General features: G+C 61.8%; 10 protein-coding genes. 6 read left to right on the top strand and 4 right to left on the bottom strand.

Features of this window, described 5'->3' with window-relative positions; all coding sequences use genetic code 11:
- Positions 1–217 precede the first annotated feature (217 nt).
- The 6 genes from SM763_RS10795 (at position 218) to SM763_RS10770 (ending at position 9580) form a co-directional block, all read left to right on the top strand.
- Positions 218–2038 (top strand): PHA/PHB synthase family protein, encoded by a 1821-nt coding sequence (locus SM763_RS10795; protein ID WP_368998533.1) that lies wholly within the window; start codon positions 218–220, stop codon positions 2036–2038.
- Positions 2039–2129: 91 nt separating this feature from the next.
- On the top strand, positions 2130–3497 hold the full coding sequence (locus tag SM763_RS10790) for a bifunctional enoyl-CoA hydratase/phosphate acetyltransferase (protein ID WP_368998531.1): 1368 nt from the start codon (positions 2130–2132) through the stop codon (positions 3495–3497).
- Positions 3494–4714, top strand: coding sequence for an acetate/propionate family kinase (locus tag SM763_RS10785; RefSeq protein ID WP_368998529.1), 1221 nt, complete (start codon positions 3494–3496; stop codon positions 4712–4714). Before SM763_RS10790 ends, SM763_RS10785 begins: the two co-directional genes overlap by 4 nt.
- A complete protein-coding gene (locus tag SM763_RS10780; protein ID WP_368998527.1) occupies positions 4704–5702 on the top strand; it encodes an HlyD family secretion protein in 999 nt (332 codons plus the stop codon). Before SM763_RS10785 ends, SM763_RS10780 begins: the two co-directional genes overlap by 11 nt.
- Before the next feature lie 10 nt (positions 5703–5712).
- Positions 5713–8454: a ribosome-associated ATPase/putative transporter RbbA gene (gene rbbA / locus SM763_RS10775; protein WP_368998526.1), complete on the top strand. Its 2742-nt coding sequence runs from the start codon at positions 5713–5715 to the stop codon at positions 8452–8454.
- Between the two features lies 1 nt (position 8455).
- Positions 8456–9580: an ABC transporter permease gene (locus tag SM763_RS10770; protein WP_368998524.1), complete on the top strand. Its 1125-nt coding sequence runs from the start codon at positions 8456–8458 to the stop codon at positions 9578–9580.
- A gap of 66 nt (positions 9581–9646) precedes the next feature.
- Here the strand turns inward: SM763_RS10770 and SM763_RS10765 are convergent, their stop codons facing one another.
- From SM763_RS10765 to SM763_RS10750, 4 genes are all read right to left on the bottom strand, one after another.
- Positions 9647–10525, bottom strand: coding sequence for a delta-class carbonic anhydrase (locus SM763_RS10765; protein WP_368998522.1), 879 nt, complete (start codon positions 10523–10525; stop codon positions 9647–9649).
- Between the two features lie 372 nt (positions 10526–10897).
- Positions 10898–13939 (bottom strand): efflux RND transporter permease subunit, encoded by a 3042-nt coding sequence (locus tag SM763_RS10760; RefSeq protein ID WP_368998521.1) that lies wholly within the window; start codon positions 13937–13939, stop codon positions 10898–10900.
- A 10-nt stretch (positions 13940–13949) separates the two neighbouring features.
- Entirely contained in the window at positions 13950–15008 is a 1059-nt protein-coding gene (locus tag SM763_RS10755) for an efflux RND transporter periplasmic adaptor subunit (protein ID WP_274868615.1), read from the bottom strand.
- Entirely contained in the window at positions 15005–15484 is a 480-nt protein-coding gene (locus SM763_RS10750) for a MarR family winged helix-turn-helix transcriptional regulator (RefSeq protein WP_368948225.1), read from the bottom strand. The genes SM763_RS10755 and SM763_RS10750 overlap by 4 nt, the downstream gene beginning before the upstream one ends.
- Between the last annotated feature and the right edge of the window lie 114 nt (positions 15485–15598).

Here is a 15598-nt window from a genome sequence, read left to right as displayed (position 1 = left end):
GGACATCGGTGCCACAAGTGCTCTCCCGCCTGTTTGTGCAGGGCTGATTTGCCGGGCGATCCTGCCACCCCGCTAAGCACGGCCCGAAAATCCCGCGCAATCAGGGCGGCCGTGTTGATTCAGATCATAGCCTTTGCTGCATCGCAGCGTACCCTGTGCCAGCAATGACCGGAGCGATCCGGCGCGTTCTTTGGAGTCAGCGGCTGAGGTGTCTGCGATGAACACAGAAAACAAGGCGGTCGATGGCCAGGAAACGGGCATTCCGAACCGCCCCGCTCCCCTGCCCGAGACCATGCCCGCTGAGGTTTCACAGAAACCGGAGCACGATCCCGCCGCCGAGATTGGCGACTTGCTCGACAAGGAAGCGCGCTCCAAACTGGCAAAGCTGACTGGGGGCCTTTCTCCGGCAGCAATCATGCGGGTTGTCGGCGATTGGTCGATCCATCTTGCTGTGTCCCCGGGCAAGCAGATGAACCTGTGGAACAAGGCCGTATCAGGGGCAGCGGACAATGGTCGCTACTTGTTTGAAAACTCTCTTGGTTCTGACGCGGTCAAACCCTGCATCCCGCCTGCACGTCGCGACCGGCGCTTCAGCCATGACGCCTGGCAGAAGCAACCCTTCAACGCATTTCAGCAGGCGTTCCTTTTGCAGCAAGAGTGGTGGCAGGAGGCGACCACCGGCGTTCGCGGCGTCAGCTGCGAGGATGAACGCGCCGTGTCCTTCATCGCGCGCCAGATGCTTGACGCAGTCTCGCCTGCCAATTTTCCGCTGACCAATCCCGAAGTGCTGCAAAAGACCAAAGACGAAAACGGCATGAACCTGTTGCGCGGCATGGAAAATCTGCGCGACGACATGCAGGAACTGTTGCTCGGCAAACCTCTCCGCCCGGAAACGGATTTCCATGTGGGGGAAAACGTGGCGGTGACCCCGGGCAAAGTGGTTTTCCGCAACCATCTGATCGAGCTGATCCAATACGACCCCACCACCGACAAGGTGAAGCCCGAACCCCTGCTGATCGTTCCGGCCTGGATCATGAAATACTACATCCTTGATCTGTCGCCCGAGAACTCGATGGTGAAATACCTGACCGAACAGGGCTACACGGTATTCATGATCTCCTGGCGCAATCCAGGATCCGAAGATGCTGATCTCGGACTGGACGATTACCGCAAGAAGGGACCGATGGCGGCGCTGGATGCGATTCAGGACATCACTGGCGCCGAGAAGATCCACGCGGCGGGCTATTGTCTGGGCGGCACCCTGCTCAGCCTCACCGCTGCGGCCATGGCGCGCGATGACGACGACCGGCTGGCCAGCATGACGCTCTTTGCGACCCAGGTGGATTTCACCGAAGCGGGTGAGCTGATGCTGTTCATCAACGAAAGCCAGGTCGCCTTTCTGGAGGACATGATGTGGCAGCAGGGATACCTGGATGCGGGTCAGATGTCCGGCGCCTTTCAACTGCTGCGCTCGAACGATCTGGTCTGGTCGCGGCTTCAGAAGGATTACCTGATGGGGGAGCGGCCCAAGCTCAATGACATGATGGCCTGGAACGCCGATGCGACACGGATGCCTTACCGGATGCATTCGGAATATCTGCGCAAGCTGTTTCTGAACAACGAACTGGCCACCGGAAAATACGAGGTCGGCGGCCATCCGGTGTCGCTTGATGATCTGCGGTTGCCGATCTTTGCCGTCGGCACCGAAACCGATCATGTGGCGCCGTGGAAATCGGCGTTCAAAATCGACGCGCTAACCAGTTCCCCGGTCACATTCGTACTGACCAAAGGCGGGCATAATGCCGGTGTGGTTTCCGAACCCGGTCACCCCCGGCGCCACTATCACGTTCACACCAGCTGCGACCGGGACCGCTATCTGCCCCCAGACGAGTGGCGCGAGGTTGCCGAGCGCAAGGAAGGTTCCTGGTGGCCGGAATGGGTGGCCTGGCTTGAAACCCGGTCAGGAGACCCCACTGCGCCCCCCGCGATGGGAGAGGCGCTTTGCCCGGCGCCAGGCACCTACGTGCTCATGGAGTGACGCCACCGCCCCCGACCGGGTTAGCGGGGAGATATTGCGGCACGGCGCGCTTTGCCCGATTGTAGCGGATAATTGATATCACGAGGCACTGATGCAGTATTTCGAGAGCAAGACCTTTGATCAGATCACCCCCGGCGACAGCGCCGAGCTGACTCGCGCTCTGCGTGATGACGATATCGGCCCCTGTGTCGACCTGCCTGAAGGCAGTAACGCGGCTGCGCCGGACGATGGGATTGCGGTGGGCGCCTGGGGCAGTGCGCTGATTTCCGAATTGCTGTCCACCGAATTGCCCGGTCCCGGCACGGTCTGCCTGTCTCAATCGCTGCGCTTCCTTGCCCCGGCCCGCCTTGGCGAGATGATCACCACGCGCATCACGGTGCGCGAAACCGATCCCGAAACCCGGCATGTGATGCTCGATTGCCTCTGCACCGATAGCGCCGATGCCGCCCTTGTCGAAGGCACGGCAGAGGTGATCGCACCGGACAAGCCCCTGCGCGTGCCACGCTCCGGTCGCCCCTCGGGCCAGCTGAGCAAGCCCGGCGCAGGGTTTGATGCGCTGATTGCCGCCACGCAGCCCCTTGATCCGATCGTGACCGCTGTGGTGCACCCCTGCGATGTCGCCTCTCTGGAGGGCGCGTTGGAGGCACGGGACAAGGCGCTGATCACGCCGGTTCTGATCGGTCCGACCCCGCGCATAAAGGCGGCCGCCTCCGAGGCTGGTCTGGATCTGGCGGGGATCGAGATCGTGGATGCCCCGCACAGCCACGCTGCAGCTGACATGGCGGTCTCACTGGTGCGCACGGGCAAGGCCGAGGCCCTGATGAAAGGCGCGCTTCACACCGATGAGGTCATGTCGGCAGTGGTCAACAAGGCCACTGGTCTGCGCACCGAACGCAGGATGAGCCATGTTTTTGTTCTGGATGTGCCAAGCTACCCCAAGCCGTTGATGATTACCGATGCGGCCATCAATATCTTTCCCGACCTGCTGACCAAGGCGGATATCCTACAGAACGCCATCGATCTGGCGCAGGCGCTTGGTGTTGCCGCGCCAAAGGTTGCCATCCTGTCGGCGGTTGAAACCATCACCCCCAAGATCCCCTCGACGGTCGAGGCAGCCGGCCTGTGCAAGATGGCAGAGCGCGGCCAGATCACCGGCGGCATCCTTGACGGGCCGCTGGCCTTTGACAACGCGATTTCCCGCGCGGCGGCGCAGGCCAAGGGGATTACATCGGATGTCGCCGGGGACGCGGATATCCTGCTCGCCCCTGATCTGGAGGCCGGCAATATGATTTCCAAGCAATTGCAGTACCTCGCCGGCGCCGAAGCCGCGGGTCTGGTTCTAGGCGCGCGGGTGCCGATCATGCTGACCAGCCGGGCGGATGGCGCACTGGCTCGGGTCGCCTCGGCAGCTCTGGCGCAGCTGTTTGTGCGCCATCAACAGGCAAGGATCGCACCATGAGCGAAGCAATCCTCACCCTCAACGTCGGCTCCTCCTCGGTCAAATACGCGCTCTACGCTGCTGTGGGCGACGGCGCTGCCTTCACCAAGGGCCATATCGACCGGATCGGCCTTGGCCCGGTTCATCATGTCGATGGCATCTCAGAGCCGCTCTCCCTGCCTGCCGACGCCGATCACGAGCAGGTGCTGGATTGGCTGGTCCGCCACCTGCAGGAGCAAAGTGCGGGATTGAAGGTCATCGCCGCCGGGCACCGGGTGGTCCATGGCGGTCAGCGTTTTGCGGATGCCACAAGGGTCACCGCCGACGTGCGGGGTGAGTTGGAGCGGCTGGCACCATTGGTTCCGGCGCATCAGCCGCATAACCTTGCCGGAATCGACGCCTTGCAACGGGCCTGGCCCGGCATCCCGCAGATCGCGTGTTTCGACACCGCCTTTCACCGCACCACGCCGCGGATCGGGCAGATCTTTGCCCTGCCCCGCGCGCTCACAGATGCGGGGGTGCTGCGCTATGGGTTTCACGGGCTTTCCTACGAATTCATCGCTTCGCAGCTGCCCACCCACCTTGGGAAGCGTGCCGATGGCCGGGTTCTGGTGCTGCATCTGGGCCATGGCGCCAGCATCTGCGCGATGAAAAACCGCAAAAGCATCGCCACCACCATGGGGTTCACAGCGCTGGACGGGCTGGTGATGGGCAAACGCTGCGGCGAGCTGGACCCCGGCGTGCCGCTCTACCTGATGCGCGAAAAGGGCATGAGCCTAGAGGAGGTCGAGGCTCTGCTTGGTGGGCAATCGGGGCTGCTCGGTGTCTCGGGTCTCAGCGATGACATGCGCGATTTGCTGGAGAGCGATAGCCCCGCCGCAAAGGAGGCGGTGGATCTTTTTGTCTATCGCGCCTGCAAGCAGATCGGCGCGCTGGCGGCCGCAGCGCAGGGTATCGATGCCTTGGTCTTTACCGGTGGCATGGGCGAAAACGCAGCCGAGATCCGTGCCCGGATCGTTGAGGGCTGCGGCTGGCTGGGGGCCACCCTTGATACAGAGGCCAACGCCCGCAACGACACCCGCATTCACGGTGGGGACAGCACGGTCGGCGCCTATGTCATCGCCACCAATGAAGAGCGCGTTATCGCGGACCATGTCCGCACATTTCTGTCGGACGCACAGGCTGGCGCCGACGCCTGTGGACATGCAGCACAGCCGGGGATGAAAGATGTTTTCTAGCAGATGGATCATAGCCGGTATCGCGGTCCTGGCGGCCGGCGCCGGGCTGTATTACTACACTGCCAACGGCAATGGTGAGCTGCCCGATGGCATTACCTCGGGCAATGGTCGCATCGAGGCGGTTCAGGTCGATATTTCCAGCCGGATCGCCGGGCGGGTCGCCACGGTCGAGGTGAAAGAGGGTGATCTGGTCGAGACCGGCCAACTGGTCGCCACCATTGAAACCCGCGAGTTGGAGGCGCAACTGTCGCGGGCACAGGCGGAATACGCATCGGTGGAAAGCCAGGTCGCAGCAGCCGAGGCCGCCATTGCGCAAGCCGAGGCGCGGTTGCTGCTGGCCGATCAGGAGCTGGAACGCACCCGCGAGCTGGTGTCCCGCGGGGTCGCAACTGCCGAAACCCTCGACGTACGTCTCAGCGATCACAAGGTTGCCGAGGCCAACCTCACTGTGGCCAAGGCATCGCTTCTGTCGCAGCAGCGCGCGGTGGATGCGGCGCGTTTCGCCATTGAGGAAGTGCAGACCTACCTCGACGATGCCCGCCTGACGGCACCGACCCTGGGACGGGTACTCTACCGGCTGACCGAGCCCGGAGAGGTCATCGGCGCAGGCGGACGCGTCCTGACCATGGTCGATCTCACCGAGGTCTATTTGGAGTTTTTCCTGCCCGCCACCGAGGCGCATCTTCTGTCCATCGGCAGCGAGGCCCGCATCCGGCTTGATATCGCCGATGTGGTGATCCCGGCCAAGGTCAGTTTTGTCTCACCAGTGTCGCAATTCACGCCCAAACAGGTCGAAACCGCCAGCGAACGGCAAGATCTGATGTTCCGGGTGCGGGTCCGGGTGCCACAACCGCTGGTCGAAGCGAACATCGACCTTGTGAAGACCGGGATCCGCGGCGTGGCCTATGTGCGTCTGGCCAGCGAGGCCCTGCCGGATTGGCCGGAGTTTCTGAACAACATCCCCCCCGAACTGACCGCGCAAGAGTAAGGGCCCGGCCATGGAGGATCACAGCCAGCCCGTCGTCCGCGCTGCCAATCTGATGCAGCGCTACAAGGACGTGGTCGCACTTGCGGATGTGACGCTCGACATCCCGGCTGGCAAGGTGGTTGGCCTGATCGGGCCGGACGGGGTTGGAAAATCGACGCTGCTGGACCTGATCGCCGGTGCGCGGGTCATGCAGACCGGCATGCTGCAGGTGCTGGGCGGCGAAATGCGTAAGGCGGGCCACCGGCAGCGGATCGGTCCGCGCCTTGCCTATATGCCGCAAGGGCTGGGCAAGAACCTGTATCAGGACCTGAGCGTTCAGGAGAACCTCGATTTCTTTGGCAAGCTGTTTGGACAAAGCCGCGCTGAACGCAACCGCCGGATCGCGCGGCTGACCCGGGCAACCGGGCTTTTTCCCTTTCTGGATCGCCCCGCCGGAAAACTCTCGGGGGGGATGAAACAGAAACTGGGCCTGTGTTGTGCGCTGCTGCATGATCCAGACCTGCTGATCCTGGATGAGCCCACCACCGGGGTCGACCCCCTGTCGCGGCGCCAGTTCTGGGACCTGATTGCCAAGATCCGGCAGGAACATCCCGGCATGAGCCTTCTGGTTTCGACCGCCTATATGGAGGAGGCCGAAGGGTTCGACTGGCTGGTGGCGATGGATGCAGGCCAGGTTCTGGCCACCGGCACGGCAGAAGAACTGCGCGCCAGAACCGGCACCGACAGTCTTGAGGCCGCCTTTGTGCGCCTGCGGCCCGGCGGGGAGGGCCGCGAGTTGCCGGAGCTGGTCATTCCGCCGCTGCAAACCGATGGCGAGCGCCCCGCCATCGTGGCCCGCGGCCTGACCCGGAGGTTCGGCGATTTCACCGCCGTGAGCAACGTAAGTTTCGAAATCCGCCCTGGCGAAATCTTCGGCTTCCTCGGCTCCAACGGCTGCGGCAAGACCACCACCATGAAGATGCTAACCGGCCTGTTGCCGATGTCCGAAGGTGAGGCCTATCTTTTTGGTAAGCCGGTGAACGCCAAGGATCTTGCGACCCGTAAACGCGTCGGTTTCATGAGCCAGGCTTTCTCGCTCTATGGCGAACTTACGGTGGCGCAGAACCTCGCCCTGCACGCGCGGCTGTTCCAGATCCCCAGCCAGCAGGCCACGGCGCGCATCGCGGCGCTGGCCGACCGGTTCGAGCTATCGCATGTGATGGATACACGCTCTGGCGGGCTGCCGCTTGGTATCCGGCAACGTCTGTCGCTGGCGGTGGCGGTGCTGCACGAGCCGGAAATCCTGATCCTGGACGAACCGACATCGGGCGTCGATCCCGAGGCGCGGGACAGGTTCTGGGAGTTCCTCATCGAGTTGTCCCGCCGCGACAAGGTGACGATCTTCATCTCGACCCATTTCATGAATGAGGCGCTGCGCTGTGATCGCATCTCGCTCATGCATGCGGGCGAAGTGCTGGTCCATGACACGCCGGACAATCTGGTTGAGGCCAAGGGCGCAACCTCGCTTGAGGACGCCTTTGTGGCCTATATCGAAGACGCAACCGGCGAAGGCGAGAGCGCCGACAGCGTGGCCCTGCAGGACGGAGCCGTGCCAGACGCCCATGACCCCCCGGCCAGGCTTGGCCGGTTCAGCCTGTCCAGATTGCTGGCCTACAGCCTGCGCGAAACGGTCGAGGTGATCCGCGATCCGATCAGGCTGGCCTTTGCCTTTCTCGGATCGGTGATCCTTTTGGTGGTGCTGTCCTACGGTGTCTCGATGGATGTGGAGGATCTGACCTTTGCCGCGCTGGATCAAGACCAGTCTCCGGCCAGCCGTAGCTACTTAAGCAGTTTCACCGGGTCACGGTATTTTCTGGAACAACCGGATCTGTTGAACCGAGAGGATCTGATCCACCAGATGGCGGCAGGCGAGGTCAGCGTCGCCGTCGAGATCCCACCGAATTTCGGCCGTGATCTGGCACGAGGCAACACGCCCGAAGTTTCGGCCTGGCTGGATGGGGCCAATACGATGCGGGCCGGAACCGTCGAGGGCTATATCACCGGTGGGCACGCCATTTATCTGCGCGATCTGATGCTGGAGGCCGGTGCCGATCCGCAGGAACAGTCCAGTTTCACCATCGAAAACCGCTACCGCTACAATCCGACCTTTGCCAGCATCCGGTCGATGGGGCCGTCGATACCGGCCATGCTGCTGATGCTGTTTCCTGTCATCCTGATGGCCGTCAGCGTGGCGCGGGAAAAGGAAATCGGAACCATCACCAATTTCTATGTCACCCCCACCAATCGCATCGAATTCCTGGTGGGCAAGCAATTGCCCTATGTCGCTATTGCCATGTGCAACTACCTGGTGCTGACGCTGATGGTCATCTTTGTAATGGATGTGCCGCTGAAAGGCTCCTTGTCCGCGATGACGCTCGGGGCCTTGTGCTATGGCTTTGCGGTCACCGCCTATGGCCTTGTCGTGTCCTCGCTGGTCAAAACGCAGGTCGCCGCGGTTTTTGCGGCGGCGCTGCTCTCGCTGATGCCGACCATGCAGTATTCCGGCATGATCCAGCCGATTTCGACCCTGTCGCCCGAGGCGCAGATGATCGGCTCGGCCTGGCCTGCCTCCTATTTCATGCATCTGAGTGTCGGCGCCTATACAAAGGGGCTGGGCTGGGCGGCGCTGAGCCATGACATTGTGAAACTGAGCCTGTTTTTTCCGGTCTTCCTGGCCATTGCAGTGCTGTTGCTGCGCAAGCAGGAGAAATAACATGAAGGCGCTTCACCATATCTTCTGGCTAGGCACCAAGGAGTTACGCACGGTGCTGATGGATCCGGTGATGGCGGGGCTGATCCTCTTCGTGTTCACCTTAATGGTCTATATGGATGCCACCAGCCTACCGGAGAACGTCAATAACGCCTCTATCGCCATTGCGGACGAGGACAATTCGCAGCTGTCGCGCCAGATCGCCAACGCCTTTTACCCGCCCTATTTCCAAACCCCGATCCCCATAGATGCGGATGAGATCGGTCCCGGACTGGATCAGGCGCGGTTCCTGTTCGCGCTGGTCATCCCCCCCGACTTCGAGGCACAGCTGCGCAAAGGCAGCCAGCCCGAGATCCAGCTGCATATCGATGCCACTGCTGTCATGCAGGCTGGGCTGGGCGATGGATACATTCAGGCGATCATCCAGACCGAGGTCAGCCGCTATCTGGCGGGCCGCGATCCGTCCGCCGGTGCGCCGGTCGATCTGGTGCTGCGGCGGGCCTATAACCCCAATGGCAGCCAGGTCTGGTTCAACGCCTTGAATGGCATCCTGAACTACCTGACCATGGTCGCGATCATGCTGACCGGCGCCGCCCTGATCCGCGAGCGCGAGCATGGTACCATCGAACATCTTCTGGTGATGCCCCTCACCGCTTTTCAGATCGCCCTGGCCAAGATCTGGGCCAATGGGCTGATCATCATCAGCGTCTTTGCCCTATCGATGCTGGTGGTGTTCGAGGGTCTGCTGCAGGTGCCAATGGTCGGCACGCACGCACTGCTTTTTGCGGGCACAGCGGTTTACCTGTTTGCAGCGGCGGCCATCGGAATTTTCCTTGGCACCATCGCCCGGACCATGGCGCAATTCGCCCTGCTGATCATGATGACGATCATGCCGATGATGATGCTGTCCGGCGGCATGACCCCGATCGAAAGCCAGCCTGATATCGTGCAGCCCTTTACCTGGCTGCTGCCCTCGCGCCACTACATGGCCTTTGCTGAGGCCGTGGTGTTCCGCGGGGCGGATCTGTCGATTGTCTGGCCCGAACTGCTGACGATGGCTTGCCTGGGCGCGGTGTTCCTGTCCGGCAGCCTGATGGCATTTCGCCGGGCACTGGGAACCAGCGTCTGAACCGGAGGGCGTCTGCCCGGCCCCCCTGCTCCTAAACCTTGCGCCCCAGTAGCGGGGCAGCGCGTGTCAGCGTCCGATCACCGACAGGAGGTCGGGATTGATCACCAGATTGCGCACGCCATGGGCGTGGTCTTCGTCAAAGGTGTTGTAGTCCAGCCATCTGGCGACCGACTGGATGCTGACCTTGGCCACCTTGGGGCGCACCGCCCAGGTGACCTGAAAGGGCGATCCCTTCTCGTTATAGCCAGGCCCGGTGGTTGAACCCGCATAGACGACCGGCCGCCCGGTATCGGTTGGCATGTTTACCGCCTGGGTCAGGCCGTTTTTCTTTTGTAAGCGCGTGACTTTGGTGAAATCGAGCGCGGCCTCGTCATTGACCAGCACAAAGACCTGCGCCTCCACCCGCAGCTGCGGGTTCTTGATGGCCTCGCTGAGGCAGGAGCCAAGCGTCGGGCCGGGATCGACCCGCGCGGTGGTGTGCACGAAATGCACCTCAATCGTGTCGCCGGGCACCAGACTGCCGTGTTCGGTGGCTCCGACCTCTTCATGGTACGGCGCAAGTTCCGTCACGCTCAGCTCACCGGAATATTTGTAGCCGCTGCCATAGCCGTGACCATCGCCGTTGCCAGCATAGGTGGTGAATTCCCCGCCCCGGTGTTCGGCGCTTTCGTGGAAATGGATGTTGCAGAGGTTCATTTCGTTATAGGGTGGTGCGGCTTCGAAACTGACCTTGTTGCTGCCGCCCATGCTGTCGATATCGCGCGGCGCCTGCGGCCCGAACCCGGCAAACAGCGTGTTTTCCGACAGGGCCTGACGTTGCTCTGCGATCACCGCATCGGGGACCACGTGCATCTCTTCACCGTGCCCGGTCGAGGTTGCATGAACGCCGCCTGCCCACAGGAAAAAGGATGAAACGGTAACCGCACGCAAATATGCTCGTGTCATGAAGAACTCCCTCGCCGATTGCTGGACCTTCGCACGCTTCTGTTCAGAATATCATTCTTAACAAAAGTATTGAACAACGGGTTAGCGGAGCATTTTAAAGACATCATGCCGCAGCACCGTCGGCTCTCTGCGGCACGGAGAAAGGTTTGACCTGTGCGGCGCTTTGGGGTCAGCTGCCGTGATCGAGCAGCAAAACCAAAGGAGCGCTAAAATGCGCATGATGATCACTCTTCTGACCCTGATGACACTCAGTGCCTGCGATGTGCCCTTCGTGCCGCTGATCTGACGCTGCGCAACCGGTGCGATCCGCGCAGATGCAAAAAGGCCCCGGATATTTCCGGGGCCTTTTGAGTTTGGTACCAGACCGTCAGGTCAGGCTGCAGAGGTTTCCCGTTTTTCATCGCGTGCAAAGAAGATCAGGTAGAACACCGGCGCCGCCACCAGCGTCAACACGGTGGCAAAGGCCAGACCGCCCATGATCGTGATCGCCATCGACACGAAGAAAGCATCGCTCAGCAGGGGCGCCATGCCAAGGATCGTGGTGATCGCGGCCAGCATCACTGGACGCAAACGCGACACCGACGCTTCGACAATCGCCTCGCGCAGTGGCCGCCCTTCGGCGCGCACCAGATCGATTTCCTCGACCAGGACGATGCCGTTCTTGATCAGCATGCCCGACAGGCTGAGGAGCCCAAGAAGCGCGGTAAAGGTAAAGGGCAGACCGGTGCCCAGAAGCCCGATGACCACGCCGTTGACCGACATCGGCACCAGCAACCAGATGATCACCGGCTGACGGATCGCGTTGAACAGCAGGACCGAAATCAGCACCATGATCAGCAGGGACACCGGAAGCTGCGCGCCAAGGCTTTTGTTGGCGTCGGCCGAGCTCTCGTGCTCCCCGCCCCATTCCATCCGGTAGCCCGGCGGCAGGGCGATCTCCTCGATGCTGTTCTGCACCTCCTTGAACACTGTCGCAGCAGTGACATCCGGCGCGATATCCGCCCCCACGGTCAGGGTAAAAACCCGGTCGCGGCGATGCATCAGGGTATTCTGCACCTTGATCTCGACCCCGTCGATCATCTGTTCCAGAGGCATGAAACGGTTCGACGAGGTGGAGAAGACCAGCTGATCCATGATGTTGAACTGATCCTCCGGCGATCTGCGCAGGATGATCGGGATCTGCCGGTCGCGTTCACGGAACATGCCCGCCGTCACCCCGTCGGTGGAGAACTGCAAGGTGCCCGCGATATCCTCGCGGGTGATCCCCGCCGTCTGTGCCCGGTCTGTGGCATAGATCGGTTCCAGCACCAGTTCCTGTTCGCGCCAATTGTGCCGCACGCTCAGGATACTGTCAGAGCCGTCTTTCAGCCGCACCATGGCTTCCTCCCCCAGCTGGCGCAGAACCGCCGGATCGGGACCCGAGAAACGAACCTGAACGGGATCACCGCCGCCTGGGCCAAAGACCAGACGTTTGGTGCGGAATTCCGCCTCGGGGAAATTGCTGCGCCCAAAGGCCTCAAGATCGGCCTGAAGCGCCGGGATTTCCTGCAGGCTGCTCGCGCGGATGATCAGGTGGCCATAGCTGGGGTTCGCCTTTTCCGCCGAATAGGTCAGCATGAAACGGGTCGCCCCCTGCCCCACAAAGGCCGCGGTTGATTCCACATCGGGACGCTCGGCCAACCAGTCTTCGACCCGTTGCAGCTGCGCCGAAGTGGTGTGAATCGAGGTGCCCTGCGGCAGTTTCAGATGTACGAAGAACAGAGGCGTGTTGGAGTCGGGAAAAAACGCCTGTTTGACCTGTCCAAAGCCTATGTAGCACACGGTCGTCAGGGCAATCAGCCCTACCACCACCAGCCAGCGCAGTTTGAGCGCCAGGCGCAGGCTGGCGCCATAGGCGCGGAAAATCAGCCCGCCGTATTCGTCGCCACCGCCACCAGTGCCGCGTTTGAAGAAATAATGCCCCAGCAACGGCGTCACCGTCAGCGCCAGAAGCCAGCTCAGCAGCAGCGAAATGCCGATCACGGCAAACAGCGAGAAGAGGAATTCACCGGTGGAATCCGGGCTGAGGCCGATACCGGCAAAGGCCATGATCCCGATGACAGTCGCGCCCAGAAGCGGGATCTGCGTCTTGCTGGCGGCCTCATGCGCGGCATCGCGAGAGTTCTTGCCCCGCAGCATCGAGATCTGCATGCCCTCGGCAACCACGATGGCATTGTCCACCAGCATCCCCATGGCAATGATCAGCGCGCCCAGGGAAATCCGTTCCATCTCGATGCTGAAAAGGTTCATGAACAAGAGCGTCCCGACCACGGTCAGCAGCAAGGTCACGCCAACGACAATGGCCGCGCGCATGCCCATGAACAGCGCCAGAACCACAACCACGATGGCGACGGACATCGCCAGGTTCACCAGGAAGTCATTCGAGGCTTGCTCGACCACCACGTGCTGCTGATAGATCGGCTGCAGCGACACGCCGTAGGGGATGTCACTGTCCAGCTGCGCCAGCTTGGCATCGACGTTCTTGCCCACATCCACGATGTTTTCCGACGCGATACCGGCCACCCCAAGAGTAAAGGCCTCGGCCCCGTTGTAGCGCACGATCAGATCGGGATCAGCAACCCGGCCGCGGTGGACCTTGGCCATGTCGATCACGTTGATCACCTCGCCCTGTACCCCAACAGAAAGACCGGCGATTTCCGAAACACTGTCCGATCCTTGCGGCGCCAAAAGCCGGGTGTCGGCATCGCCCGCATCCAGTTTGCCCGCCGGGCGAACCGAGTTGGAGGTGGCGATGGCATTGGCAATCGCCGTCAGTGGTACATTCAAGTTGACCGAAATCGGCAGGTCGGGTTCGACATAGATCGCTTCGTCCGGCAGGCCGGAGACATCTACATCGGCAACCCCATCAACCGTCAGCAGCTCCCGCCGCAGGAAAGTTGCCAGTTCATGCTTTTCCGCATCGCTGAATCCGTCTGCGGTGACGGCATAGAACAGGCCGAACACATCCCCGAAGGCATCGTTCACGAAGGGCTGACTTGTGCCTTCGGGCAGGGACAGGGCCGCATCGCGGATCTTCGCGCGCAGTTTGGTCCAGACGGCGGGAAGCTCGCTGCCGTCATAGGTCGATTTGATTTCAACTTCGATCAGGGATTGGCCCGGCTGGTTGATCGAGGTGATGATATCGACCTCGGCCATTTTCTGGATCGCAGACTCCAGCGGTTCAGAGACCTCCAGCGCCACCTGCTCTGCCGTGGCGCCCTGATACTGGGTCACGATGACAGCCTGTTTGATGGTAAAGGCCGGATCCTCAAGCCGTCCCAGCGACAGGAAACCCCAGATGCCCCCGAACAGGGCAATCAACATGATCAGCCATGTATAAAGCGGTTTTTCGATTGAGCCGCGTGCAATATCCATCTGCCCGCCCTCAGTTCGCGAAACCGGCAAAGCGGCGTACCGCCTGCCCGTCCGACAGGGCGGTGCCGCCCGCCAGAACCACCTCTTCACCGCCAGTCAGACCTTCGGTGACGGTGAAATCGCCATCCTGCGTCGGCGTCACAGTGACAGGCCGCCAGGCGACCGTGCCATTGTCGGCCCCGGTGGGGCTAAAGACCATCACACCAGTCTGCCCTTCCGGGGACACCACGATGGCCGTTGCCGGCAGGCGGATCGCCGCAGCACCAGTATTGACCAGCACCCGCACCGAAACCGAGGCCCCGGGCAGGATCTGCCGATCCTTAGGAGGCGCCAGACGGAAGGTCACCCGGTAAGTCTGCCCAACGCTGCTGGCCTCGGCATCAAATTCAAGGATTTCAACCGGATAGGTGGCGTCCCAGCCCGGGAAGGAGGCCGTGATATCGACCTTTTCATCTGCATTTGCCTGCTGAAACAAGATTTCAGGCACATCCACCTTGATGTGCAGTTCAGACATATCGTGCAGCCGGACGATGGGCGTCCCGGCGCTGACCGTGGTGAATTTCTCGACCTCGCGGCTGGAGACCAGCGCATCGAAGGGCGCCGTCAGCGTCGCATGCTGCAAGGCGTATTCCGCATCCCGCAGGGCGACCCCGGCCAGACCAGCCTGGGTTTCCGCATCATCGATGGACACCTGGCTGACCGTCCCGGTCAGTTTCTCCATCCGTGCCACCGTGCGGTCCGCCTGCGCCTTTTGCAGCCGGGCCTGTTCCAGTTTCAGCTCAAAAGGTTCCAGATCCAGTTGCGCAACAAGCTGCCCTTCGGGCACCACGGTGCCCTGCGCCACCGGAAACTCCAGCACCTGACCGCCCACCTGAAAGGCAAGGTCGACGGATTGTTTCGCCGCCACCTGACCAAAGAACTGGCGCTCAACCAACACGCTGCCCGCCTGCGTTTTCAGCAGCTTGACCGGTTTGGCCGTCTCTTGCGCCGCCAGCGGCCCTACCTGCACCAGGGCCGAGAGGGCGAGCGCGGGCAGGATCAGCCGTGACACTCGGTGGAAGATTTTCATTCTCTGTCTCCTTTCGGATCCGGGCATCCCAGCGGGGCGCCGTTTCCTGTACTCGTATCATGTATTTTTTCACATAGCGCCGCGAACTGCGCGATCTCGTCCGTTGAAAGGCCAGAGACCTGGCGGAACAGTCGGCGGGCCTCCTCGTCCAGCTGGCTCCGCACGGCGCGGCCCTGGTCGGTCAGATGCAGCAATAGCGCCCGCCGGTCGTCCGGATCGGGCAGCCGCTGCACAAGACCCATCTCCTCAAGCCGATCCGCTGCCGCGGTGACGGACGGGGGGCCGGTCAGCAACAGTTGTGCCAGCGCCCCCATGCGCCGGGGCCGGTCCAGCCGGATCAGGATCCGGCTTTCCAACCGCCCGATCCGCGGCGCCTGATCCATACGCTCAACCGCATCGTCCAGCATCCAGTAGAGCGCGTAAACGCCCATCAGAGACCGGATTTCCGGCGATAGCTGCAAGGTGTCATCGGTCATGAGGCCAGGCCCGGTTGCAAAGAGGGTGTGCACCAGCGGATCGCCGTGGTGCGGGATTCGCAGCAGATTACTTCAGTCAATGAACTTTTCATGTGAAGAAGTTCACATTCCCCG

Source organism: Pseudophaeobacter sp. C1-32P7, assembly GCF_041008775.1.
GTDB classification, from domain to species: Bacteria; Pseudomonadota; Alphaproteobacteria; order Rhodobacterales; family Rhodobacteraceae; genus Phycobacter; species Phycobacter gallaeciensis_A.
Note: the sequence above shows the minus strand (reverse complement) of the source record. Positions and strands in the feature narration are given on the sequence as shown.

What these genes read in the sequence shown, in the direction of transcription:
- SM763_RS10795 (WP_368998533.1), top strand. Translation starts at nt 218, where the DNA reads ATGAACACAGAAAACAAGGCGGTCGATGGCCAGGAAACGGGCATTCCG.
- SM763_RS10790 (WP_368998531.1), top strand. Translation starts at nt 2,130, where the DNA reads ATGCAGTATTTCGAGAGCAAGACCTTTGATCAGATCACCCCCGGCGAC.
- SM763_RS10785 (WP_368998529.1), top strand. Translation starts at nt 3,494, where the DNA reads ATGAGCGAAGCAATCCTCACCCTCAACGTCGGCTCCTCCTCGGTCAAA.
- SM763_RS10780 (WP_368998527.1), top strand. Translation starts at nt 4,704, where the DNA reads ATGTTTTCTAGCAGATGGATCATAGCCGGTATCGCGGTCCTGGCGGCC.
- rbbA (WP_368998526.1), top strand. Translation starts at nt 5,713, where the DNA reads ATGGAGGATCACAGCCAGCCCGTCGTCCGCGCTGCCAATCTGATGCAG.
- SM763_RS10770 (WP_368998524.1), top strand. Translation starts at nt 8,456, where the DNA reads ATGAAGGCGCTTCACCATATCTTCTGGCTAGGCACCAAGGAGTTACGC.
- SM763_RS10765 (WP_368998522.1), bottom strand. Translation starts at nt 10,525, where the DNA reads ATGACACGAGCATATTTGCGTGCGGTTACCGTTTCATCCTTTTTCCTG.
- SM763_RS10760 (WP_368998521.1), bottom strand. Translation starts at nt 13,939, where the DNA reads ATGGATATTGCACGCGGCTCAATCGAAAAACCGCTTTATACATGGCTG.
- SM763_RS10755 (WP_274868615.1), bottom strand. Translation starts at nt 15,008, where the DNA reads ATGAAAATCTTCCACCGAGTGTCACGGCTGATCCTGCCCGCGCTCGCC.
- SM763_RS10750 (WP_368948225.1), bottom strand. Translation starts at nt 15,484, where the DNA reads ATGACCGATGACACCTTGCAGCTATCGCCGGAAATCCGGTCTCTGATG.